General features: G+C 71.5%; 22 protein-coding genes and 5 tRNA genes. 18 read left to right on the top strand and 9 right to left on the bottom strand.

What is annotated here, in order from left to right; all coding sequences use genetic code 11:
* Positions 1–109: 109 nt before the first annotated feature.
* The 4 genes from ACIA79_RS07890 to ACIA79_RS07875 form a co-directional block, all read right to left on the bottom strand.
* Positions 110–697 carry an ATP/GTP-binding protein gene (locus tag ACIA79_RS07890; RefSeq protein WP_391813520.1) on the bottom strand — a complete coding sequence of 196 codons (588 nt, stop codon included), beginning with the start codon at positions 695–697 and terminating at the stop codon, positions 110–112.
* On the bottom strand, positions 678–1,085 hold the full coding sequence (locus tag ACIA79_RS07885) for a DUF742 domain-containing protein (protein ID WP_391813519.1): 408 nt from the start codon (positions 1,083–1,085) through the stop codon (positions 678–680). Before ACIA79_RS07885 ends, ACIA79_RS07890 begins: the two co-directional genes overlap by 20 nt.
* A 145-nt stretch (positions 1,086–1,230) precedes the next feature.
* Complete coding sequence (locus tag ACIA79_RS07880; RefSeq protein WP_031074604.1) at positions 1,231–1,644, bottom strand: roadblock/LC7 domain-containing protein; 414 nt, start codon at positions 1,642–1,644, stop codon at positions 1,231–1,233.
* A 9-nt stretch (positions 1,645–1,653) separates the two neighbouring features.
* Entirely contained in the window at positions 1,654–5,301 is a 3,648-nt protein-coding gene (locus ACIA79_RS07875; protein ID WP_399427271.1) for a nitrate- and nitrite sensing domain-containing protein, read from the bottom strand.
* A 585-nt stretch (positions 5,302–5,886) separates the two neighbouring features.
* On the opposite strand from ACIA79_RS07875, the gene ACIA79_RS07870 reads away from it, so the two are divergent.
* The 9 genes from ACIA79_RS07870 to ACIA79_RS07830 all read left to right on the top strand — a co-directional run bounded on the left by ACIA79_RS07870 (position 5,887) and on the right by ACIA79_RS07830 (position 9,740).
* A complete protein-coding gene (locus tag ACIA79_RS07870; protein WP_399427270.1) occupies positions 5,887–6,069 on the top strand; it encodes a hypothetical protein in 183 nt (60 codons plus the stop codon).
* An 83-nt stretch (positions 6,070–6,152) separates the two neighbouring features.
* Positions 6,153–6,953 (top strand): fumarylacetoacetate hydrolase family protein, encoded by an 801-nt coding sequence (locus ACIA79_RS07865; RefSeq protein WP_399427269.1) that lies wholly within the window; start codon positions 6,153–6,155, stop codon positions 6,951–6,953.
* Positions 6,946–8,418 carry a glutamate--tRNA ligase gene (gene gltX, locus ACIA79_RS07860; RefSeq protein WP_399427268.1) on the top strand — a complete coding sequence of 491 codons (1,473 nt, stop codon included), beginning with the start codon at positions 6,946–6,948 and terminating at the stop codon, positions 8,416–8,418. Before ACIA79_RS07865 ends, gltX begins: the two co-directional genes overlap by 8 nt.
* 28 nt (positions 8,419–8,446) lie before the next feature.
* Positions 8,447–9,166 carry an HAD family hydrolase gene (locus ACIA79_RS07855; RefSeq protein WP_399427267.1) on the top strand — a complete coding sequence of 240 codons (720 nt, stop codon included), beginning with the start codon at positions 8,447–8,449 and terminating at the stop codon, positions 9,164–9,166.
* A gap of 89 nt (positions 9,167–9,255) precedes the next feature.
* Positions 9,256–9,327 (top strand) — tRNA-Gln (locus tag ACIA79_RS07850).
* Between the two features lie 21 nt (positions 9,328–9,348).
* Positions 9,349–9,421, top strand: a tRNA-Glu gene (locus tag ACIA79_RS07845).
* 61 nt (positions 9,422–9,482) lie between these two features.
* Positions 9,483–9,558: transfer RNA gene (locus tag ACIA79_RS07840), tRNA-Glu, on the top strand.
* Between the two features lie 18 nt (positions 9,559–9,576).
* Positions 9,577–9,648: transfer RNA gene (locus ACIA79_RS07835), tRNA-Gln, on the top strand.
* Between the two features lie 19 nt (positions 9,649–9,667).
* Positions 9,668–9,740: transfer RNA gene (locus tag ACIA79_RS07830), tRNA-Glu, on the top strand.
* 156 nt (positions 9,741–9,896) lie between these two features.
* On the opposite strand, the gene ndgR is transcribed toward ACIA79_RS07830, so the two are convergent.
* Positions 9,897–10,613 carry an IclR family transcriptional regulator NdgR gene (ndgR, locus tag ACIA79_RS07825; RefSeq protein WP_026278050.1) on the bottom strand — a complete coding sequence of 239 codons (717 nt, stop codon included), beginning with the start codon at positions 10,611–10,613 and terminating at the stop codon, positions 9,897–9,899.
* A 186-nt stretch (positions 10,614–10,799) separates the two neighbouring features.
* On the opposite strand from ndgR, the gene leuC reads away from it, so the two are divergent.
* The 4 genes from leuC (at position 10,800) to ACIA79_RS07805 (ending at position 14,594) form a co-directional block, all read left to right on the top strand.
* A complete protein-coding gene (gene leuC / locus ACIA79_RS07820) occupies positions 10,800–12,224 on the top strand; it encodes a 3-isopropylmalate dehydratase large subunit (RefSeq protein ID WP_399427266.1) in 1,425 nt (474 codons plus the stop codon).
* A 6-nt stretch (positions 12,225–12,230) separates the two neighbouring features.
* Entirely contained in the window at positions 12,231–12,824 is a 594-nt protein-coding gene (gene leuD, locus ACIA79_RS07815; protein WP_399427265.1) for a 3-isopropylmalate dehydratase small subunit, read from the top strand.
* A gap of 723 nt (positions 12,825–13,547) precedes the next feature.
* The gene (locus tag ACIA79_RS07810) at positions 13,548–13,775 is read left to right on the top strand and encodes a hypothetical protein (RefSeq protein WP_399427264.1); all 228 of its coding nucleotides are present in this window, start codon (positions 13,548–13,550) and stop codon (positions 13,773–13,775) included.
* Positions 13,776–13,916: 141 nt separating this feature from the next.
* Positions 13,917–14,594 carry an HU family DNA-binding protein gene (locus ACIA79_RS07805; RefSeq protein WP_399427263.1) on the top strand — a complete coding sequence of 226 codons (678 nt, stop codon included), beginning with the start codon at positions 13,917–13,919 and terminating at the stop codon, positions 14,592–14,594.
* Between the two features lie 93 nt (positions 14,595–14,687).
* Here ACIA79_RS07805 and ACIA79_RS07800 read toward each other — a convergent pair whose 3' ends face one another.
* Both ACIA79_RS07800 and cofC read right to left on the bottom strand, forming a co-directional pair.
* Positions 14,688–14,891: a hypothetical protein gene (locus tag ACIA79_RS07800; RefSeq protein ID WP_399427262.1), complete on the bottom strand. Its 204-nt coding sequence runs from the start codon at positions 14,889–14,891 to the stop codon at positions 14,688–14,690.
* Positions 14,892–15,036: 145 nt separating this feature from the next.
* The gene (gene cofC, locus ACIA79_RS07795) at positions 15,037–15,717 is read right to left on the bottom strand and encodes a 2-phospho-L-lactate guanylyltransferase (RefSeq protein ID WP_399427261.1); all 681 of its coding nucleotides are present in this window, start codon (positions 15,715–15,717) and stop codon (positions 15,037–15,039) included.
* A 123-nt stretch (positions 15,718–15,840) separates the two neighbouring features.
* On the opposite strand from cofC, the gene ACIA79_RS07790 reads away from it, so the two are divergent.
* The 3 genes from ACIA79_RS07790 (at position 15,841) to ACIA79_RS07780 (ending at position 18,897) form a co-directional block, all read left to right on the top strand.
* Positions 15,841–16,593, top strand: a complete 753-nt coding sequence (locus tag ACIA79_RS07790) for a lysophospholipid acyltransferase family protein (RefSeq protein WP_399427260.1) — start codon at positions 15,841–15,843, stop codon at positions 16,591–16,593.
* A 41-nt stretch (positions 16,594–16,634) separates the two neighbouring features.
* Entirely contained in the window at positions 16,635–17,687 is a 1,053-nt protein-coding gene (locus ACIA79_RS07785) for an NAD(P)H-dependent glycerol-3-phosphate dehydrogenase (RefSeq protein ID WP_399427489.1), read from the top strand.
* Positions 17,688–17,748: 61 nt separating this feature from the next.
* Positions 17,749–18,897 (top strand): D-alanine--D-alanine ligase family protein, encoded by a 1,149-nt coding sequence (locus ACIA79_RS07780; RefSeq protein WP_399427259.1) that lies wholly within the window; start codon positions 17,749–17,751, stop codon positions 18,895–18,897.
* 146 nt (positions 18,898–19,043) lie between these two features.
* Here ACIA79_RS07780 and ACIA79_RS07775 read toward each other — a convergent pair whose 3' ends face one another.
* Together ACIA79_RS07775 and ACIA79_RS07770 are read right to left on the bottom strand one after the other, a co-directional pair.
* Positions 19,044–19,526 (bottom strand): DUF3515 domain-containing protein, encoded by a 483-nt coding sequence (locus ACIA79_RS07775; protein ID WP_399427258.1) that lies wholly within the window; start codon positions 19,524–19,526, stop codon positions 19,044–19,046.
* A 20-nt stretch (positions 19,527–19,546) separates the two neighbouring features.
* Positions 19,547–19,780: an Lrp/AsnC family transcriptional regulator gene (locus tag ACIA79_RS07770; protein WP_028802415.1), complete on the bottom strand. Its 234-nt coding sequence runs from the start codon at positions 19,778–19,780 to the stop codon at positions 19,547–19,549.
* Positions 19,781–19,998: 218 nt separating this feature from the next.
* On the opposite strand from ACIA79_RS07770, the gene ACIA79_RS07765 reads away from it, so the two are divergent.
* Both ACIA79_RS07765 and thiD read left to right on the top strand, forming a co-directional pair.
* Positions 19,999–20,970: a thiamine-phosphate kinase gene (locus tag ACIA79_RS07765; protein WP_399427257.1), complete on the top strand. Its 972-nt coding sequence runs from the start codon at positions 19,999–20,001 to the stop codon at positions 20,968–20,970.
* Positions 20,967–21,770 (top strand): bifunctional hydroxymethylpyrimidine kinase/phosphomethylpyrimidine kinase, encoded by an 804-nt coding sequence (thiD, locus tag ACIA79_RS07760; protein WP_399427256.1) that lies wholly within the window; start codon positions 20,967–20,969, stop codon positions 21,768–21,770. Before ACIA79_RS07765 ends, thiD begins: the two co-directional genes overlap by 4 nt.
* Positions 21,771–21,867 lie beyond the last annotated feature (97 nt).

Here is a 21,867-nt window from a genome sequence, read left to right as displayed (position 1 = left end):
CAATTCTCTGTCGAAACGTTATGAACCTGGCGGGCCGACCGTGTCGGACGACACACGGCGTCCCTGTATGCACCACCGAATGTCTACGACAACTTCCGTATACATACGCCTACTTGAGTCGTGCCATGAGCGCGTGCTCCACGAGCGTGATCAATGCGCTCTTGGCGTCGGCGCGGTGGCGGGCGTCGGTGGTGATGATCGGGGTGTCGGGACCGATCTGCAGGGCCTCGCGCACCTCGTCGGGGGTGTAGGGCTGGTGTCCGTCGAAACCGTTGAGGGCGATGACGAACGGCAGGCCGCTGTTCTCGAAGTAGTCCACCGCCGGGAAGCAGTCCGCGAGACGGCGGGTGTCGACGAGGACCACGGCGCCGATCGCGCCGCGTACGAGGTCGTCCCACATGAACCAGAAGCGGTCCTGGCCCGGTGTACCGAAGAGGTACAGGATCAGGTCCTGGTCCAGGGTGATGCGGCCGAAGTCCATCGCCACCGTGGTGGTGGTCTTGCCCCCGGTGTGGGTGAGGTCGTCGATGCCCGCCGACGCGGACGTCATGACGGCCTCGGTACGCAGCGGGTTGATCTCCGAGACGGCACCGACGAACGTGGTCTTGCCCACGCCGAAGCCGCCCGCCACCACGATCTTCGCGCTGGTGGTGGAACGGCCGGCGCCCGATCCGCCGCTAGAGCTTGCGAAGTCCACTGAGCACCCTTTCCAGCAGCGTCACATCCGGCGTACCGCCGGCCTCTCCATTGCCCGGCTGGTGGATCGCCACCATGCCCGCCTCCGCCAGGTCGGCGACGAGGATCCGGGCCACCCCGAGCGGCATCGACAGCAGTGCCGACACCTCGGCCACCGACTTCACCTCGCGGCACAGGTGGCAGATCCGCTGGTGCTCGGGCAGCAGTGTTCCCAGATGGGCCGGGTCGGCGGTCGTGCTGACCAGCGCCTCGATGGCGAGCTGGTAGCGCGGCCGCGTCCGTCCGCCGGTCATGGCGTACGGACGGACCAGCGGCTGATCGCCTTCGTGACCGTACGGGTCGTCCAGGGACGCACCGTACGGATCGTGAGAGGCGGTGGGCGGGGTCATGGATCCTCCGGGTCGTGACAGCAGGTGGTCTGCGTGCCGTCGTGACGGGGCCGGTGGGGGGCCGGATGGGGCGGCCGACAGATGAACAAGAACGTGAGGCGGTACGTACACGAGGGGGGAAGGAGTACGTACCACCCCGGGCGGATCAGCGGAGCAGGCTGCCCTGGAGCTCGGCTCTCAGGTCCGGGGTCAGCACGGTGCCGGCACGGTCCACCAGAAGCGTCATCTCGTAGCCGACGAGGCCGATGTCGCAGTCCGGGTGGGCCAGCACAGCGAGGGAGGAACCGTCCGAGACGGACATGATGAAGAGGAAGCCGCGCTCCATCTCCACCACGGTCTGGGCGACCTGGCCGCCTTCGAAGATCCGGGACGCCCCCGCGGTCAGCGAGGTGAGTCCGGACGCCACGGCCGCGAGCTGGTCGGCGCGGTCACGCGGGAACCCCTCGGACATGGCCAGCAGGAGGCCGTCGGCCGAGACCACCACCGTGTGCGACACCCCGGGGGTGTTGTCCACGAAGTTGGTGATCAACCAGTTCAGGTTCTGCGCCGCCTGGCTCATCGGTCTCAACTAGCGCTCCTGCGGGTGTGTGGGGCCGATATTGAAGCTGCCCGTGGTCGAGCCGCCCGCCTGACGCCCCTGCTGGATGCCCCGGCGGAGGTTGGTCAGTCGGCCGCGCACGTCGTCGGGCGCGCGGGAGACCTGCGGCCCGGACTGGTGCTGCTGCTCCTGCGCGGTACCGGGTACCAGGTTGGCACGCGGGACCCGCCGGGGCAGGCCCGACGTGGTGACGCCGCCGGCCGCGGGTTTGCGAACCCGCTCGGCCTGGCGCACCAGCTCGTCGTTGGGCGACGTACGCCAGGCGCCCGTGGTGGACGCGGCGTCGTCGCGGGCGGGGCGCTGCGGGGCCTGCTGTTGCGGCACGACCGGGACGGGCACCGTCTGGTCGTTGCCGGCGAACCGGGCCTGCTGCGGCTGACGGGCCTGCGGGCTCTCCGGCCGGCGGCCCTGGGGCTGCTGTGCCTGCGGAGCCTGCGGTGCCTGAGCCTGCTGTCCCTGCTGGGCCGGGGGCTGCTGGGCCTGCTGGCCCTCCTGCCCGCGGAACCAGTTGGTCTCAAGCGTGTCGTACAGCGGCGTGCGACCGTCCCCGGCGTCCGGAGCGGGCGGCAGCGCCTCGGGCCGCGGCTGCGACGGCAGGCTGCCGGCCGGCGGGCGCGGGCTCGTGTCGTCCGGCCGCTGGAACTGCGCCGTGGACGCCGGGTCCTGCGGGCGGTGCCCGTTCAGCTGGTCGGGACGCGCGTACTGGCCGGTGGTCTCCGGCTCCTCGTGACCGCGCGGCGCGTCCAGCGGAGTGGTGCGCTGCTGCGGGGGCACGGGGCCGGCCTGGTCGTTGCCCCAGCTCGCGGCCTGCGGGCGCTGGGGGCGCTGCGGCTGCGGGGAGCCACCGGGCAGCTCGGCCCGCGGGCCGGCGCCGGGCTGGCGGCGCGGGTTGCCGGGGGCCTGCTGACCGGCACGCTGCTGCTGTCCGGGGCCCTGCGGGCGGCCGGGCTGCTGGGCGTCGGCCTGCGGCGCCTGGGCGTTGTTCTGCCAGACGTCCGAGCGCGTCGGGATGCCGCCGGGCGCCGCGCCCGCGGTGCCGCTGAACGGGTCCTGGGGCTGCTGCGGCTGCTGCGGCTGCTGCGGGGACTGACCCGGCCGGCCGTGCTTGCCCTGTCGCGGCTGCTGCTGACCACCGGGCTGACCACCCGGCTGTCCACCGGGCTGTCCGCCCGGTGCTCCGTCGCGGCCGGGCAGCGCTGCCCGGGGTCCGGCGCCCGCGCCGACCTGACCGCGCGCCGCGGCGGCACCGGCGAGGCCTGCGGCCGCACCGGAGCGTCCCGCGCCCGCGCCGCCCGGTCCGCCGGGCAGACCGGGACGGCCGCCACCGGGACCGCCGGCCAGCCGGCCGCCGGAGCCCGCCTGGGCCTGCGGCATACCGCCCTGGCCCGCCGGACCGCCCTGGCCCGGCTTGCCGGGAAGCTTCTTGCCGCCCTGGGCGACGTCCACGGGGAGCATGACCAGCGCGGTCGTACCGCCCGAGTCGGACGGCCGCAGCTGGATGCGGATGCCGTGGCGCAGCGACAGCCGGCCGACCACGAACAGACCCATGCGCCGGGAGACCGACACGTCCACGGTGGGCGGCGACGCCAGCCGCTCGTTGATCGCGGCGAGGTCCTCGGGGGAGAGGCCGATGCCGGTGTCGTGGATCTCGACGAGCACGCGCCCGTCGGGCAGCGCGTGACCGGTCACGCGCACCTTGGTCTGCGGCGAGGAGAACGACGTGGCGTTCTCCAGCAGCTCGGCGAGCAGGTGCACGAGGTCGTTGACGACGCGGCCGGCGACCTCGGTCGCCGGGACGGCGGCGAGCTCGATGCGCTCGTACTGCTCCACCTCGGACGCGGCGGCGCGGAGCACGTCGACGAGCGGGACCGGCCGGGTCCACCGGCGGCCCGGCTCCTCACCGGCGAGGACGAGCAGGTTCTCACCGTTACGGCGCATGCGCGTGGCGAGGTGGTCGAGCTTGAACAGCGAGGAGAGCTGGTCCGGGTCGGCCTCGCGGGACTCCAGCTCGGAGATCAGCGACAGCTGGCGCTGGATCAGACCCTGGGAGCGGCGCGAGAGGTTGGTGAACATCGCGTTGACGTTGCCCCGCAGCAGGGCCTGCTCGGCGGCGAGGCGGACCGCCTCGCGGTGCACGTCGTCGAAGGCCGCGGCCACCTGGCCGATCTCGTCCCGGGAGTGCACACCGACGGACTCGACGGAGGTGTCCACGTCCTGGGGGTCGGACTCGGACAGCTGCTTGACGAGCTCGGGCAGGCGCTCCTGGGCGACCTTGGTCGCGGTGTCCTGGAGCCGCCGCAGCGACCGGATCATCGACCGGGCCACGACGAAGGCGCCGATGAGCGAGACGCCGAGGACGAGCAGGATCAGCGCACCGTTGATGATCGCGTCGCGCTGCGACTCCTGGTGCAGCTCGCGGGCCTTGCTCTCCATCTGGCCGAGCAGGTCGGCCTCGATGGTCTTCATGGCCTGGATCTTGGTGCTGTCCTCGTCCGCCCAGTCGAGGTAGCTTCGCGCCGGCTGCTTCTCCATGCCGTCCGGGGAGCTCAGCACCCGGTCCGCGTACTTGTCGGCCTCGATGATGTTCGGGTTGCCGCTGGTCAGCGGGGCCAGCAGTTCGGTGGCGTCACCGCCGGCGGAGGAGTAGATCGCCTGGAACGACTTCAGGGCGTCGTTCTCGTTCTTGCGGGCCGCCTCGGCGTAGAGCCGGTCGTTGGCGTTGAGCTTGCCCTTTTCGCGGTCGTTCTTCGGCAGGGCCGCCGCGATGATCGCGCGCTGGATGGACGCGAACTCCTTGGCGGACGAGAAGGCCGCCAGCGCACGCGTGCGCTTGATCATGTCCGGGTTGCTGGTCGCCTGCGCCATGTCCTGCGACAGGCTCAGCAGCGACTCGATCAGCCGGCTGTAGCGCTCGACCGTCTGCGAGTGCAGCACCTTGTCGTCGTACGCGTTCTCGCGAATGCTCTTCAGCGAGATCACCTGGTTGGCGATCTGCGTCACGTTGGAGCGGATCGACTGCAGCGCCTCGTCGTTCTGGGTGTCACCGATCTCCTCGGTGGCCTTCAGGAACGCCTTCTGCGCGCGGTCGGTCGACTCGTAGTGCTGGGAGATCTTGTAGTCGGACGCGATCGGACCGTCGTCGGACGTCCGGTTGGCCAGCGGTCCGGCGGTCTGGTCGCGCTCCTCCTGGAGCGCCTGGGCGAGGTCGGTCGCCTCTTCGGTGAGCTTGGTGAGCAGCTGCATGTGGTCCAGCTGCTCCATGTCGTTCATGGACTCGTTGATACGGAGTCCACCCAGCGTGGTCGCGGCGACCACGGGCAGGGCGAGCAGGGAGACGAGACGGGTGCTGATGCGCCAGTTGCGCAGGGCTATTCGGGGCCCGGTGTCGGTCGGGCTCTTCGCCTTGCCCTTGGCCTTGCCCTTCGCCTTGGGCGCGGCCGGGGGCTCGGCGCCGCCCGGTGCGGCACTCCCGCGCCCCGCGCGGTCGGCGCCGTCGGAGGCGGCCGTCTGACCCGGGTTCTGGGTGTGCTGGGCCGAGGAGCCGCGGTCGGTCCCGCCGCGCGGCTCCTCGCCCGCCGCAGCTTCCCCTCGGCCCTGGCGGGTCGGGGGAGACCCCATGCCATCCCTCTTGAAACGTCCCTGCACTAGCGTCGCAACCTCTGGACCAGGCGTCCCTCCGCGCGAACGGACGGGACGGTGTCGGCGTCGTGGAGCGCGAGCGCGCCCCATGGTGGTCGTGAGTGACCGGCTCGGATCCCCCCTCCCGCCGCCGCTTGGGCGCTGCGTTGCGCCGCTGCGCGCCGGTCTGAAATCCCGCGGCGGTGCGTGGAATTCCAGCACAGTGCCGGATCTCCAACAAGGGCGGTGGTGGCCACCTCCGGCCGGTTCACGATCCGTGAGGGCCTCATCACCTGCCGTGGATACGGATCAGGGAGGAAGCGGACATCGGTGGACGAGTCGTGTAGGGGTGGGGGGTGTCCCAGTCGCCATGATCAGGAGCGGAATGAAGCATTCAGGTACGCAATGTCCGTTTCCATTGGTCCAGCCGACGGTCTGAGATGACCGGAATGTCCCCCTGGTCGTGAGCAAACTCACATATAGATCGCCGTCTCCTGCCGCTATGGGCGGGGAATCGAATGTTTAGCCTGACGCTTTACAGAGTGAGTGCACTGTCAACCCCTACACCGAGGTCTGAAGCCACCGATGAAGACGACGATGACGTTCCGCAGCATCGCCAACCCGCGCCGCACCACCCTCGCCACCCTCACCGACGCCGGTGAACTGCAGCAGGGCGTCCGGCCGGAGCACTCGGCAGACCTCCCGGCCAGCACGGCCAACCCGCGCCGCACCACCCTCATGGAAGCCCCGCTGGCCGCGGCGCAGTGATGTCGGCGGGGCGCCCGCCCCTTCCGCGTTAGCCTGGAGCGTCAGACTCCAGTCACCAGCGGAAGTAAGGGGCACGGCATCCCGTGCGCATCGCCAGATTCTCCATCGACGGCAATGTCGCCTTCGGCGCGGTCGAGGGCGGCAGCGCCCCCGGCGAAGAGGGCGACCTCGTCCTCGACATCATCAAGGGTATTCCGTACGCCGACTTCGAACTCAGCGGCACCAAGGTTCCGCTGAGCAAGGTCCGCCTCCTGCCGCCCGTCCTGCCCAACAAGGTCGTGGCCATCGGCCGCAACTACGCGGAGCACGCCGCGGAGCTCGGCAACGAGGTCCCCGAGGTCCCCGTCGCCTTCTTCAAGCCCACCACCTCGGTGATCGGCTCCGGCGACGCGATCGAGTACCCCTCCTTCTCGCGGGAGCTGCACCACGAGGCCGAGCTGGCCGTCGTGATCGGCCGCATGTGCCGCGAGGTCCCGCGCGAGCGCGTCAAGGACGTCATCTTCGGCTTCACCTGCGCCAACGACGTCACGGCCCGCGACGTCCAGCAGCGCGAGAAGCAGTGGGCCCGGGCCAAGGGCTTCGACACCTCCTGCCCGCTCGGACCCTGGGTGGAGACCGGCATCGAGCCGGCCGCCGTCGCCGAGGGCCTCGCCGTCCAGTGCACGGTCAACGGCGAACAGCGCCAGCTGGGACGTACGAGCGACATGGTGCGCTCCGTCGAGGACCTCGTCGTCCACATCTCGGAGGCCATGACGCTGCTCCCGGGCGACGTCATCCTCACCGGCACCCCGGCCGGAGTCGGACCGCTCAACGTCGGCGACGAGGTCGCCGTCACCATCGAAGGCATCGGCACTCTCACCAACAAGGTGATCAAGCGTGGCTAACGCGATCCGCGTCCGTTTCTGTCCCTCCCCGACCGGCAACCCCCACGTGGGGCTGGTCCGCACCGCCCTGTTCAACTGGGCCTTCGCCCGGCACCACCAGGGCACCATGGTCTTCCGCATCGAGGACACGGACGCGGCGCGCGACTCCGAGGAGTCGTACCAGCAGCTCCTGGACTCGCTGCGCTGGCTGGGCCTGGACTGGGACGAGGGCCCCGAGACCGGCGGCCCCCACGCGCCGTACCGCCAGTCGCAGCGCATGGACATCTACCGCGACGTCGCCGGCAAGCTGCTCCAGGGCGGCTACGCGTACCGCTGCTACTGCACGGCCACCGAGCTCGACGAGCGCCGCGAGGCCGCCCGCGCCGCCGGCAAGCCGTCCGGGTACGACGGCACGTGCCGCGACCTGACCGCCGAGCAGAGGGCGGCCTTCGAGGCCGAGGGCCGCGAGTCGATCGTCCGCTTCCGGATGCCCGACGAGCCCATCACCTTCACCGACCTGGTCCGCGGCGAGCTCACCTTCACCCCGGACAACGTCCCGGACTACGGCATCGTCCGCGCCAACGGCGCCCCCCTCTACACGCTCGTCAACCCCGTCGACGACGCGCTGATGGAGATCACGCACGTGCTGCGCGGCGAGGACCTGCTGTCCTCCACCCCGCGCCAGATCGCGCTCTACAAGGCGCTGATCGAGCTCGGCATCGCCAAGGACATCCCCGCCTTCGGCCACCTGCCGTACGTCATGGGCGAGGGCAACAAGAAGCTTTCCAAGCGCGACCCGCAGTCCTCCCTGAACCTCTACCGGGAGCGCGGCTTCCTCCCCGAGGGCCTGCTCAACTACCTCTCGCTCCTCGGCTGGTCCTTCTCCGCCGACCAGGACGTCTTCACCGTTCCCGAGATGGTCGAGCGGTTCGACATCGCGGACGTGAACGCCAACCCGGCCCGCTTCGACCTCAAGAAGGCGGAGGCGATCAACGCCGACCACATCCGCCGGCTCGACGTGAAGGCGTTCACCGAGGCGTGCGAGCCCTGGCTGCGCGCCCCGCACGCCCCCTGGGCACCGGAGGACTTCGACCGCGCGGCCTGGGAGGCCATCGCGCCGCACGCCCAGACCCGCCTGACCGTCCTGTCGGAGATCACCCAGAACGTCGACTTCCTCTTCCTCCCGGAGCCCGTCGAGGACGAGGCCTCCTGGCAGAAGGCCATGAAGGAGGGCTCCGACGCCCTGCTGCGCACGGCCCGCGCCAAGCTGGAGGCGGCGGACTGGACCAGCCCCGAGTCCCTCAAGGAGGCCGTCCTCGCGGCCGGCGAGGAGCACGGCCTGAAGCTGGGCAAGGCCCAGGCCCCGGTCCGCGTCGCGGTCACCGGCCGCACGGTCGGGCTCCCGCTCTTCGAGTCCCTGGAGATCCTGGGCAAGGACCGGACGCTCGCCCGCATCGACGCCGCCCTGGCGAAGCTGGGGTCCTGACCCCCGCCCCGGCGGTACGGTCGGGGGTATGCCGATCCGTGCGGTCCTCTGGGACATCGACGACACGATCTTCGACTACGCGAGCGCCGACCGCGCCGGGATGCTGCACCACCTGACGGCCGAGGGCCTGGTCGACGGAGACACCTCCGTCGACCAGGCCCTCCGGCGTTGGAAGGAGCTCACCACCCACCACTGGCGCCGCTTCGAGGCCGGCGGGGTCGCCTTCGAGGACCAGCGCCGCGACCGGGTCCGCGACTTCCTGGGCCGTCCGCTGACCGATCCGGAGGCCGACGCCTGGTTCGAGCGGTACCTGGCGCACTACGAGGTCGCCTGGGCGCTCTTCCCGGACACCCTGCCCGTGCTCGACGTCCTGGCGGCCGACTACCGGCACGCCGTCCTGTCGAACTCCACGATCCGCAACCAGGAGCGCAAGCTGCGCGCACTGGGCGTGTACGACCGCTTCGAGGCCCTGGTCTGCGCGGCCGAGCTCGGCGTGTCCAAGCCCGCCCCCGAGGCGTTCCACGCCGCCTGCACCCTCATCGACCTGCCGCCGGAGGAGGTCGCGTACGTCGGCGACCAGCCGGACATCGACGCCCGCGGGGCCGTCGAGGCGGGCCTGACGGGCATCTGGCTGGACCGCACCGGCATCGGCGGACGCCCCGAGCTCACCCGGATCACGAGCCTCGATCAGCTCCCCGGCCTGCTGCGCGACCAAACCCGTTTTGGAGCCCCGGACACCTTCAGGTAATGTTCTTCCTGCGCCGAGGGGAGCGGGTCGAAAGCCCGAAACTCCGAAGCGTAACCCGAACAAAACCCTCTCAGGGGGTTGAGTTTTGGTGGCCTATGGTGTAATTGGCAGCACGACTGATTCTGGTTCAGTTAGTCTTGGTTCGAGTCCAGGTAGGCCAGCTCGCAGAGCTCATCTGCAAAGCCCCCGTTGTGTAGCGGCCTAGCACGCTGCCCTCTCAAGGCAGTAGCGCCGGTTCGAATCCGGTCGGGGGTACAGATCCTTCCCACGTGATCACCAGGGTCGCTCCCGATGATCACGCTGCAGGATCGCTAGGGCCCCCGTTGTGTAGCGGCCTAGCACGCCGCCCTCTCAAGGCGGTAGCGCCGGTTCGAATCCGGTCGGGGGTACCAACTGGTCTAAACCACCAGTGGCCTATGGTGTAATTGGCAGCACGACTGATTCTGGTTCAGTTAGTCTTGGTTCGAGTCCAGGTAGGCCAGCGGATCGATCATTGATCTTGCCCCCGTTGTGTAGCGGCCTAGCACGCCGCCCTCTCAAGGCGGTAGCGCCGGTTCGAATCCGGTCGGGGGTACGCACAGAGGAAGCCCTCCCCAGCAGGGGAGGGCTTCTTCGCGTTCCCGGACCCTCGCGGGCCGGGAGGGTCCCCGACAACAACTCCGGTCCACCGCTGCGGCGTTGAAGCGGTGGACCGGGAGCTGGCAGAAGTGGATGGACAAGCGGGCCGGACTCAGCCCGAGCGGCGCAGCGCCTCGGACAGCCGGGCGGCGGCGTCGATGACGGCCTGGGCGTGCATACGGCCCGGGTGGCGCGTGAGGCGCTCGATCGGCCCCGAGACCGACACGGCGGCCACCACGCGGTTCGACGGGCCCCGCACGGGCGCGGAGACGGACGCCACGCCCGGCTCGCGCTCACCGATCGACTGGGCCCAGCCGCGGCGCCGTACGCCCGACAGGGCCGTCGCCGTGAAGCGGGCCCCCTGGAGGCCCCGGTGCAGCCGCTCCGGCTCCTCCCAGGCCATGAGGATCTGGGCCGAGGAGCCGGCCTTCATGGTGAGCGTGGAGCCGACCGGCACGGTGTCCCGCAATCCGGACAGCCGCTCCGCCGCGGCGACGCAGATGCGCATGTCGCCCTGGCGCCGGTAGAGCTGCGCGCTCTCCCCGGTCACGTCCCGCAGATGAGTCAGTACGGGTCCGGCCGTGGCCAGCAGGCGGTCCTCGCCGGCCGCGGCGGCGAGCTCCGCCAGCCGCGGTCCGAGGATGAACCGGCCCTGCATGTCCCTCGCCACCATCCGGTGATGTTCCAGTGCCACGGCAAGGCGATGTGCCGTGGGTCGTGCGAGCCCGGTCGCCGCGACCAGCCCGGCGAGGGTGGCCGGACCGGACTCCAGGGCGCTCAGAACCAGAGCTGCCTTGTCGAGAACGCCGACGCCGCTAGAGTTGTCCATGCAACGATATTCACGTCTCACTCTGTGAAACGCAAGTTCAATTTTCCCGGGAACTTGCCACCCTGTACGTACGGCCCGCGGACCAACGGGTCCGATGCCCGTCCGGCACGTGGGATACGTGGGGCCCGGACGTGGGGCCACTGATCTCTAGAGGCGCCGGCGCACCCGCCGGCCGGAGGGAAAGCGATGGGTAGGACACTCGCGGAGAAGGTCTGGGACGACCATGTCGTCCGGCGCGCCGAGGGCGAGCCCGACCTCCTCTTCATCGATCTGCACCTGCTGCACGAGGTGACCAGCCCGCAGGCCTTCGACGGCCTCCGCCAGAACGGCCGGCAGGTGCGGCGCCTCGACCTCACCATCGCGACCGAGGACCACAACACCCCCACCCTCGACATCGACAAGCCCATCGCCGACCCGGTCTCCCGGGCCCAGCTGGAGACGCTGCGCAAGAACTGCGCGGAGTTCGGTGTCCGCCTGCACCCGCTGGGCGACGTCGAGCAGGGCGTCGTCCACGTCGTGGGACCGCAGCTGGGCCTGACCCAGCCGGGCACGACCGTGGTCTGCGGCGACTCCCACACCTCCACGCACGGCGCCTTCGGCGCGCTGGCCTTCGGCATCGGCACCTCGCAGGTCGAGCACGTCCTGGCCACGCAGACGCTGCCGATGGCGCGCCCGAAGACCATGGCGATCACGGTCGAGGGCGAGCTGCCGGACGGCGTCACCGCCAAGGACCTGATCCTGGCGATCATCGCCAGGATCGGCACCGGCGGCGGCCAGGGGTACGTGCTGGAGTACCGCGGGTCCGCCATCGAGAAGCTCTCGATGGAAGCCCGGATGACCATCTGCAACATGTCGATCGAGGCCGGTGCCCGCGCGGGCATGATCGCCCCGGACGAGACCACCTTCGCCTACCTCAAGGGCCGCGCCCACGCGCCCGAGGGCGAGGACTGGGACGCGGCCGTCGCCTACTGGAAGACGCTGCGGACCGACGACGACGCCGTCTTCGACGCCGAGGTCGTCATCGACGCCACCGAGCTGGCCCCCTTCGTCACCTGGGGCACCAACCCCGGCCAGGGAGCACCCCTTTCGGCCTCCGTCCCCGACCCGGCTTCGTACGAAGACGCTTCGGAGCGCCTGGCCGCCGAAAAGGCCCTGGAGTACATGGGGTTGACCGCCGGGCAGTCGCTGCGCGACATCAAGGTCGACACCGTCTTCGTAGGCTCCTGCACCAACGGCCGCATCGAGGACCTGCGCTCCGCCGCCGCCGTCCTGAACGGGCGCAAAGTCGCCGACGGCGTACGCATGCTGGTCGTGCCCGGCTCGGTCCGGGTCGCCCTGCAGGCGGTCGAGGAGGGCCTGGACACGGTCTTCAAGGAGGCCGGGGCCGAATGGCGGCACGCGGGCTGCTCGATGTGCCTGGGCATGAACCCCGACCAACTCGCGCCCGGCGAGCGTTCCGCCTCCACCTCCAACCGCAACTTCGAGGGCAGGCAGGGCAAGGGCGGCCGCACCCACCTGGTCTCTCCCCAGGTCGCCGCCGCCACCGCGGTGCTGGGCCATCTGGCCTCGCCCGCCGACCTGTCCGAAGCCCCCGCGACCGCCGGAGTCTGAGCAATCATGGAAGCTTTCACCACCCACACCGGCCGGGCCGTCCCGCTGCGCCGCAGCAACGTCGACACCGACCAGATCATCCCGGCGCACTGGCTGAAGAAGGTCACCCGCGACGGCTTCGAGGACGGCCTGTTCGAGGCCTGGCGCAAGGACCCCGAGTTCGTCCTCAACCGCCCCGAGCGGCAGGGCGCCACGGTCCTGGTGGCCGGCCCCGACTTCGGCACCGGCTCCTCCCGCGAGCACGCCGTCTGGGCGCTGCAGAACTACGGCTTCAAGACCGTCGTCTCCTCCCGCTTCGCCGACATCTTCCGCGGCAACTCGCTGAAGAACGGCCTGCTCACGGTGGTCCTGGACCAGAAGACCGTGGACGCGCTGTGGGAGCTGACCGAGGCCGACCCGCAGGCCGAGATCACCGTCGACCTCCGGGACCGCCAGGTGCGCGCCCAGGGGATCACCGCGGACTTCGAGCTGGACGAGAACGCCCGCTGGCGGCTGCTGAACGGCCTGGACGACATCAGCATCACGCTGCGGAACGAGCCCGACATCGCCGCGTACGAGGCGAAGCGCCCGTCGTACAAGCCGCGGACCCTTCCGGTCTGACCTCCCCCGCACCCTTCCGGTGCCACGGCCGCCGCCCGGACGTGAGCGGCCGGCCGGGGCGCGGCAGCCCCCAGCGGATGCGAGCAGTGTGAACCGACGCCCGGCCGGGTTTCCCGGCCGGGCGTTCGTGCGCCGGTGGCCGGCGCCCAGTCCGGCGGCCCCCTCCCCGTTGTCGCCCCGGGGGCTGCGGTGGCGAAACCGCGCGCTCGGCGTATCTCCGCAGTTCAGAGCTGCCTTCGATCTTCCCGGCCGCCCGGTCCGCGCCCGCCCCGCAGGTATACCCGCGCCCGCCCGGGGAGGCGCTCCCGCCCGGCGCGGTGGCGACCGCGCGCACTCCGGCGCCCCCGATCGCCAACGCGACCCGTGCGAGCAGGGTGTTGTCCCCCCCGCGCCGGAAGGTGAGCCGCAGGGCGCAGGCACCGGCACGCGCGGCAGCCGGCGGACGTAACAGTCGTAGCAGGATGGCGTGAAAGTGCCCTTGCGGGGCAGCATGATGACGTGCCGGGGGGCCATCCGGCTGACGGCTCGCCCGTGTGTCGCGGCAGGCCGGCGAACTCTCTCCGGGAGCCTGCATGCGGTCATCAACTTCCGTTCCCCACAAGGAAATCGCAGCTGGGACGGGGTGCCCGGAGGTGGTGGCTCAGGGGCCCCCGAATGGCCCTGGGGACAGGCCAGTTACCCCCTACGGAGGCGACAACTCGCCCCAGATGGCACAATCGGTGCATGGAACGCGACAGCCAACTGCAGCTCTACGAGGCGGTCGCAGCCCGACTGAAAGAAGCGCACACCCGAGTGCGCGCACTGCAAGTCCCGGAGGGCGTAAGGATGGCGCTGTCCCGGAAGCTGTTGGTCATCACGGCCTCGGCGAAGCACGATCTCGCAGGCGCGGCTCAGCGTCTGGACCGGTTGATGGAGGACCTCGACGAGGGCCGATTCCCTGAAGGGGACTGACACTCCGAACTCCGCGGCCGCCTACTTCGTTGCGGCACTAGGGTGATTAGCCCGTTTCGTGTTTGATTTGCGGTATATATCTGCCTAACGTGCGAAAACGCTTGAACATTTCGTTCCGGCAATGTCTCCGAAGGGGAAGACGTGAACAAGGCGCAGCTCGTAGAAGCGATTGCCGACAAGATGGGTGGCCGCCAGCAGGCCGCCGATGCTGTCGACGCGGTGCTGGACGCGATCGTGCGTGCCGTGGTCGCCGGTGACCGGGTCTCGGTCACCGGCTTCGGTTCGTTCGAGAAGGTCGACCGCCCGGCCCGCTACGCCCGCAACCCGCAGACCGGTGAGCGCGTCCGGGTCAAGAAGACCTCGGTTCCGCGCTTCCGTGCAGGTCAGGGCTTCAAGGACCTGGTAAGCGGCTCCAAGAAGCTGCCCAAGGGCGGCGAGGTCGCGGTCAAGAAGGCGCCCAAGGGCAGCCTTTCGGGCGCCCCGCCCACCATCGCCAAGTCCGTGGGCAAGAAGGCTGCCGCCAAGAAGACCACCACCGCCGCGGCGAAGAAGACGGCGGCCAAGAAGGCCACCCCCGCCAAGAAGACCACCACCGCCGCCGCGAAGAAGACCACCGCCAAGAAGGCCACCCCCGCCAAGAAGACCACGACGGCGGCGGCCAAGAAGGCGACCCCGGCGAAGACCACGGCCGCCGCGAAGAAGACCACCGCGAAGAAGACCGCGCCGGCGAAGAAGGCCACGGCGAAGAAGGCTCCCGCCAAGAAGACCACCGCGCGCAAGACCACCGCCAAGAAGACCACCACCGCGCGCAACAAGTAAGCGGCGAAGGCCCTTCAGGCCCCTCACACGCCGGGCCGGACTCCCTGGAAGGGAGCCCGGCCCGCGGTGCGTCGTGGGGCGGGGGAGAGGCGGTCAGAAGGTCTGCAGCGTGATCAGCGTGATGCGGGGGGACTCGCCCTCGCCTTCCGTCTCGATGCGCACGCGCTGGCCCGGACGCAGCAGGCGCAGGCCGCCGGCGTCGAAGGCCGGGGCGGAGAAGGGCACCGGGGTGCCGTCGTCGAGGAGGACGCTGCCGCTGCGGGATGCGGGATCGTACGTGTACGCGGTGGCCTGCATGGGCCGAGCCTATCCGGACCGCGCCGGCCCCGCGCCCACCAGGCCCGCTGCCCGCCCGCCCGGGCCTGCCCTCGCCACGGCCCCGCACCCCTCCGTGCGCCCGCTGCCGCACGGGGCCGCCCGCCGCGGTGGCGCCGCACTTCCGCTACGCCGGTTCCGGCGCGTCCGCGGGCCACCACTCGGCCGTGCGGGGGCCCACGCCCAGTTCCCGGGCGGCCCGCAGATCCTCCCCGGTGTCCACGTCCCGGCGTACGGAATCGACACCGGTCAGCAGAATTTCCGCCGCGCCCGACGACAAATGGCGGTGCCGCGAGGCGCCGCCGAATGCCGGGCGCAATTCCGCTCCGGGCGCCGCCGACAGCAATGTCGTACCGATTTCGGCGGCGTCCGCCAGAAAAGCACGGGGAAATTGTCCCGCCCTCACGAGCACCCGGTGCAGCTCCTCCGGGCGCAGCGCCGGAAGGTCCGCGTTGAGGGCCGCCACCGGGGCCGCGCGGCGCCGTGCGCGGATCACGTCCGCGCCGTGCGCCAGCGCCGCGTTGAGTCCGGCGGCCGGCGCGTCCGGTACGACACGTGCTCCGAGGGCGCCCAGCGCGGCCGCGGCCAGCGGGTCGTCCGTGACGACCACCACATCCCGCACCGCCGGGCAGCGCAGCGCCGCCGCCACGGTGTCCTGCGCGAACGCCAGCGCGAGCCGGGACCGGACCAGTGGTCCCACGGCCTCGGCGAGCCTGCTCTTGGCCAGCGGGAGGGGTTTGAGCGGCACGATCAGGGACCAGGGGCCGGTCGGGCCGGGGTCCGCGGCGAGCTCTCCGTCCTTGCGCATCGGGCCCATTGTCCACAGCCCCGACGGCCTCCGTCCGAGGTGGGGCGTACGGTGTTCTCGACAGACCAGGGGCCTGGGGCGACACTTGACCCCCGGCAAAGCAGCCCAGAGGAAGGTGTCCGAGTGTCCCGCCGCAGAATCGGCTTCTGGTACCGCCTGGCGGCGGTCATCGCGAAACCGCCGCTGGTGGTTCTGTTCAAGCGGGACTGGCGGGGAATGGAGCACATTCCGGCCGAGGGCGGATTCATCACCGCGGTCAACCACAACTCGTATCTGGACCCGCTGTCGTACGCGCATTACCAGTACAACACCGGACGCGTCCCGCGCTTCCTCGCCAAGGCCGGCCTGTTCAAGGGCTCCTTCGTCGGCACGATGCTCCGCGGCACCGGCCAGATCCCCGTGTACCGCGAGACCACCAACGCCCTGGACGCCTTCCGCGCCGCCGTGGCCGCCATCGAGCGCGGCGAGTGCGTCGCCTTTTACCCGGAGGGCACCCTCACCCGGGACCCCGACATGTGGCCGATGGCGGGCAAGACCGGCGCCGCCCGCGTCGCGCTGCTCACCAAGGTGCCCGTCATCCCGGTCGCCCAGTGGGGCGCCAACTTGGCGATGCCGCCGTACGCCAAGGAGAACAAGGTCCGGCTGTTCCCGCGCAAGACGCTGATCGTGCAGGCCGGACCGCCCGTCGACCTCAGCCGGTTCTACGACCGGGAACCCACCCCCGAGGTGCTGCGCGAGGCGACCGAGACCATCATGGCCGCGATCACCGCCCTCCTGGAGGAGGTGCGCGGGGAGAAGGCCCCCGCCCAGCCGTACGATCACCGCAAGGCCCGCCTGGAACAGCGGCGCAGGGCCGCAGGGGAGGAAGCGAAGTGACACACCCCGACAGCGCCGGCCAGGCCGACCGCCCGCACCCGGTGCCCGCCGCCGGACCGGCCGCGCCATCCCGCGCGGAAGCCGGCGAGCGCCCGGTCAGGGCCGCCGTCTTCGGCACCGGGTCCTGGGGCACGGCCTTCGGCATGGTGCTCGCCGACGCCGGCTGCCGGGTCACCCTCTGGGGCCGCCGCCAGGAGATCGCCGACGCCATCAACACCACCAGCACCAACCCGGACTACTTCCCGGGCACCGAGCTCCCCGCCTCCCTGCGCGCCACCACCGATCCCGCCGAGGCCGCGCACGGCGCCGATTTCACCGTGCTCGCCATCCCCTCCCAGACGCTCCGCGGCAACCTGGCCGCCTGGCAGCCGCAGCTGGCCCCCGGCACCGTCCTCGTCTCCCTGATGAAGGGCATCGAACTGGGCACGGCCAAGCGGATGAGCGAGGTCATCGGGGAGGTCACCGGCGTCCCGCAGGACCGGATCGCCGTGGTCACGGGCCCCAACCTGGCCAAGGAGATCGTCGCCCGGATGCCCGCCGCCGCCGTCGTCGCCTGCCGCGACGGAGCGGTCGCCCAGCGGCTCCAGGCGGCCTGCCACACCCCGTACTTCCGCCCGTACACCAACACCGACGTGGTCGGCTGCGAGCTGGGCGGGGCCGTGAAGAACGTGATCGGCCTCGCCGTCGGCATCGCGGACGGCATGGGACTGGGGGACAACGCCAAGGGCTCCCTCATCACCCGCGGCCTCGCCGAGACCACCCGCCTCGGCCTGGCCATGGGCGCCGACCCGCTGACGTTCTCCGGTCTCGCAGGCCTCGGCGACCTCGTCGCCACCTGCTCCTCGCCGCTCTCCCGCAACCACACCTTCGGCTTCAACCTCGGCAAGGGCATGACCCTGGAGGAGACCATCGCGGTCACCAAGCAGACCGCCGAGGGCGTCAAGTCCTGCGAATCGGTGCTGGATCTGGCCCGACGGCACGGCGTCGACATGCCCATCACGGAGACCGTCGTCGACATCGTCCACGAGGGCAAGCCCCCGATGGTGGCGCTCAAGGAGCTGATGTCGCGGGCCGCCAAGCCCGAGCGCAGGTGACCCGGTCGGCCGGTGGCCGGTCGCTGACGCAACCGGAACGAGCGGGTACGCTCATCGCGATATGAGCAGCGAAAACCTCCCCACCAGCCCCGGGCACAAGCCGCGCGTGGCCGTCGTCTTCGGCGGCCGCAGCTCCGAGCACGCCATCTCGGTCGTCACGGCCGGTGCCATCCTGCGCGCCATCGACCGGGACAAGTACGACGTGCTGCCCATCGGCATCACCACGGACGGCCGCTGGGCGCTGACCGCCGACGAGCCGGAGCGGATGGCCATCGCCGACCGCGCGCTGCCGAGCGTCGCCGACCTCACCGAGTCCGACGAGGGCACCGTCGTCCTGCCGGTCGACCCCGGCAACCGCGAGGTCGTCTACAGCGAGCCGGGCGCCGTGCCCAAGGCCCTGGGCGACGTCGACGTGGTCTTCCCGATGCTCCACGGCCCGTACGGCGAGGACGGCACGCTGCAGGGCATGCTGGAGCTCTCCGGGGTGCCCTACGTCGGGGCGGGCGTGCTCGCCTCGGCCGTCGGCCAGGACAAGGAGTACATGAAGCGGGTCTTCCAGTCGTACGGGCTGCCGGTCGGCCCGTTCGAGGTGATCCGCCCCCGCGAGTGGGAGCAGGATCCTTCCTCCGCCCGCCGCAGGATCATGGACTTCGCCGGCGAGCACGGCTGGCCGCTCTTCGTGAAGCCCGCCCGGGCCGGCTCCTCCTTCGGCATCACCAAGGTCGACGACCCGGCCCGGCTGGACGAGGCCATCGAGGAGGCCCGGCGCCACGACCCGAAGATCATCGTGGAGGCGCTGCTCAGCGGCCGCGAGATCGAGTGCGGCGTGCTGGAGTTCGAGGACGGCCCGCGGGCCAGCGTGCCGGCGTGGATCCCGCCCGTCACCGACCACGAGTTCTACGACTTCGAGGCGAAGTACATCGACTCCGCGTCCGGTGTGGTGCCCGCCCCGATCACCGCCGAGCAGACCGCCGAGGTGCAGCGGCTCGCGATCGCCGCGTTCGAGGCGGTGTCCTGCGAGGGCCTGGTCCGCGCGGACTTCTTCCTCACCGACGACGGCGAGTTCGTCATCAACGAGATCAACACCATGCCCGGGTTCACGCCGATCTCCATGTACCCGCGCATGTGGCAGGAGACCGGGGTCGGCTACCCCGAGCTGATCGACCGGCTCATCCAGGCCGCCCTGCGCCGCTCGACCGGTCTGCGCTGACGCACCGCGGCCCGGCCGCCCCGGCTCACCCGCCGGTCCGGCCGGGCCGCGTCCCGCGCGCCGCCGCCCCTCCCCGCACCCGGCCGGTCGTACGGCCTGCGTGCGCGTGTGTTTCCCGGGGCGGCGGCCCCGGTCCGGCACACCGGCTACAGCGTGGGCGGCACGGCCTTCTTCAGCGCGCCGGCGAGGTCCAGCAGCGGGCCGCTGACGTCGTGGGCGTACCGCTCGCCCAGCAGCACCTCCACATAGGCCTTGCGGGACGCGGAGGTGAGCCGGGGGCCGTCGCCCTCCCGCGGTTCCACCAGCCAGCCCACGCCGTTCACCTCGGCCCCCAGCGCGTCGGGATCGCTCATCCTGGCGGGCCGCGGGACACCGCAGCGCAGTACGATCGCCCCGTCCCCCCATCCGGCGGTCAGCTCGGATCCGGGTTCGGGATCGCTCCGGCCGAGGCCGGCGACGGTCCCGGGCAGTTCCCGGTCCAGCGCGCGGCAGAAGGTGGTCTCCTCCGCCGACGGGCTGGGAACCGCGACCGACGCCGGGGCGTCCGTGGGGGAGCAGCCCGCGGCCGCCAGCAGGACGGCGGCGGCAGCGGCGGCGGGGACACACACGAGCCGGTGGGAAGACGTCACCGGCCAAGCGTAAACGGGGGCTAGAGGTGGACGACCGGACAGGTCAGGGTGCGGGTGATGCCGTCCACTTGCTGGACCTTCGCGACCACCATGCGGCCCAGCTCGTCGACCGTGTCGGCCTGGGCGCGCACGATCACGTCGTACGGACCCGTGACGTCCTCGGCCTGGATCACCCCCGGGATCTTGGAGATGGTCTCGGCGACGGTCGACGCCTTGCCCACCTCGGTCTGAATAAGGATGTACGCCTGAACCACGGAACCTCCAGGGCGGCCACGAGGATCTTGTGGAATGAGAAAGGGACGCCACGGTACCGCGTCGCCGCGGGCCGCGGGGAGACCTGCGCCGCCGGTGGCGCGCGCGGTCGGCGTACAGGCACGGAAGAGTTGACGTTCCACGTGACGGTACCGAGAGCAGTGACGGGTCGCGACCGGTCGCACGGTGCGTCCACGACGACATGGAGAGGTGAACCTCGGTGAAGGGCACTGTCGGAGAGCTCGGCGAGTTCGGGCTCATCAGGGAGCTCACTTCGCGGCTCACCTCCACCCCGGCGGTACGGGTCGGGCCGGGCGACGACGCCGCGGTGGTGGCCGCCCCCGACCGGCGCGTGGTGGCCAGCACGGACATCCTGCTGGAGGGGCGGCACTTCCGCCGCGACTGGTCCACCGCGTACGACGTCGGCCGCAAGGCCGCCGCGCAGAACCTGGCGGACATCGCCGCCATGGGCGCCGTGCCCACCGCGCTGCTGCTCGGCCTGGTCGTCCCCGCCGAACTCCCGGTGACCTGGCCCACCGAGCTGATGGACGGCCTGCGCGACGAGTGCCAGGTCGCCGGCGCCGCCGTGGTCGGCGGTGACGTCGTGCGCGGCGACACCATCACCGTCTCCATCACCGCCCTCGGCGACCTGCGCAACCACGAGCCGGTCACCCGGGCCGGCGCACAGCCCGGCGACGTCGTCGCGTACACCGGCTGGCTCGGCTGGTCCGCCGCCGGGTACGCGGTCCTCTCCCGCGGCTTCCGCTCGCCGCGCGCCTTCGTCGAGGCCCACCGGCGGCCCGAACCGCCGTACCACGCGGGCCCCGCGGCGGCCGGGCTCGGCGCGACCGCCATGTGCGACGTCAGCGACGGCCTGATCGCCGACCTCGGGCACATCGCCGAGGCCAGCAAGGTGCGCATCGACCTGCGGTCCGGGCTCATCGACATCCCGACGCAGATGAACGACATCGGGCAGGCCGTCGGTGTCGACCCGATGCAGTGGGTCCTCACCGGGGGAGAGGACCACGCGATCGTCGCCACCTTCCCGCCGGACGTGAAGCTCCCGGCCCGCTGGAAGGTGATCGGCGAGGTCCTCAACCCCTCGGCGCTGCCCCAGGTCACCGTCGACGGCGCCCCCTGGCACACGAAGGGCGGCTGGGACCACTTCGGCGGCTACGAGGAGGACGCGTGACCGGCCGCCTCCCGCGGGTCCTGACGGTCGCCGGTTCCGACTCCGCCGGCGGTGCGGGCATCCAGGCCGACCTGAAGACCATGCTGGCGCTCGGCGTGCACGGCATGAGCGTGATCACCGCCGTCACCGCGCAGAACTCCCTGGGCGTGCAAGGCGCCTGGGAGCTGCCCGTGGAGGCGGTCCGCGCCCAGTACCGCAGCGTCGTCGACGACATCGGCGTCCAGGCCGTCAAGACGGGCATGCTGGCGTCCGCGCCGCTCGTGGAGGCGGTGGCGGAGCTGCTGGCCGGGACGGACGCGCCGGTGGTGGTCGACCCGGTCGGGGTGTCCAAGCACGGCGACCCGCTGCTGGCCGCCTCCGCCCTCGACTCCGTACGGACCCGGCTGCTGCCGGTCGCCACCGTGGCGACGCCGAACCTCGACGAGGTCGCCCAGCTCACCGGTGTGACGGTGGAGGACGAGGAAGGACTGCGGCGGGCCGCCGACGCGGTGCTCGCGTACGGGCCGCGCTGGGCGCTGATCAAGGGCGGGCACCTCGCCGGTGACGCCGTGGACCTGCTGACGGACGGCACCGAGGAGTACTGGCTGCGCGCCCCCCGGCACGACAACCACCACACCCACGGGACGGGCTGCACGCTCGCCTCGGCGGTGGCGGCGGGCCTCGGCAAGGGCCTGTCGGTGCCGGCGGCCGTACGGGCCGCCAAGGAGTACGTCACCGGGGCGATCGCCGCCGGGTTCGCCCTCGGCGGCGGCATCGGCCCGGTGGATCACGGCTGGCGGTTCCGCCCGTCCCGGCCCTGAGGCCGCGGCGGGGGGAACGGGCGTACCTCCGTGCGGCGCCGCGTACGGAGGTACGCGCGCAGGCGCGTGCCCCGGCACGGCAAAAAGCCGGCCCACC

The organism is Streptomyces sp. NPDC051310, from assembly GCF_044455245.1.
Classification (GTDB): domain Bacteria; phylum Actinomycetota; class Actinomycetes; order Streptomycetales; family Streptomycetaceae; genus Streptomyces.
This window is presented reverse-complemented; position numbering and strand designations above follow the sequence as displayed.

Excerpts from the sequence above, each read along its gene's own strand:
- ACIA79_RS07880 (WP_031074604.1), bottom strand. The coding sequence starts at position 1,644 with ATGAGCCAGGCGGCGCAGAACCTGAACTGGTTGATCACCAACTTCGTG.
- ndgR (WP_026278050.1), bottom strand. The coding sequence starts at position 10,613 with ATGGACAACTCTAGCGGCGTCGGCGTTCTCGACAAGGCAGCTCTGGTT.
- ACIA79_RS07780 (WP_399427259.1), top strand. The coding sequence starts at position 17,749 with ATGAGCAGCGAAAACCTCCCCACCAGCCCCGGGCACAAGCCGCGCGTG.
- leuC (WP_399427266.1), top strand. The coding sequence starts at position 10,800 with ATGGGTAGGACACTCGCGGAGAAGGTCTGGGACGACCATGTCGTCCGG.
- leuD (WP_399427265.1), top strand. The coding sequence starts at position 12,231 with ATGGAAGCTTTCACCACCCACACCGGCCGGGCCGTCCCGCTGCGCCGC.
- ACIA79_RS07870 (WP_399427270.1), top strand. The coding sequence starts at position 5,887 with ATGAAGACGACGATGACGTTCCGCAGCATCGCCAACCCGCGCCGCACC.
- ACIA79_RS07875 (WP_399427271.1), bottom strand. The coding sequence starts at position 5,301 with ATGGGGTCTCCCCCGACCCGCCAGGGCCGAGGGGAAGCTGCGGCGGGC.
- ACIA79_RS07800 (WP_399427262.1), bottom strand. The coding sequence starts at position 14,891 with ATGCAGGCCACCGCGTACACGTACGATCCCGCATCCCGCAGCGGCAGC.
- ACIA79_RS07810 (WP_399427264.1), top strand. The coding sequence starts at position 13,548 with ATGGAACGCGACAGCCAACTGCAGCTCTACGAGGCGGTCGCAGCCCGA.
- cofC (WP_399427261.1), bottom strand. The coding sequence starts at position 15,717 with ATGCGCAAGGACGGAGAGCTCGCCGCGGACCCCGGCCCGACCGGCCCC.
- ACIA79_RS07885 (WP_391813519.1), bottom strand. The coding sequence starts at position 1,085 with ATGACCCCGCCCACCGCCTCTCACGATCCGTACGGTGCGTCCCTGGAC.
- ACIA79_RS07855 (WP_399427267.1), top strand. The coding sequence starts at position 8,447 with ATGCCGATCCGTGCGGTCCTCTGGGACATCGACGACACGATCTTCGAC.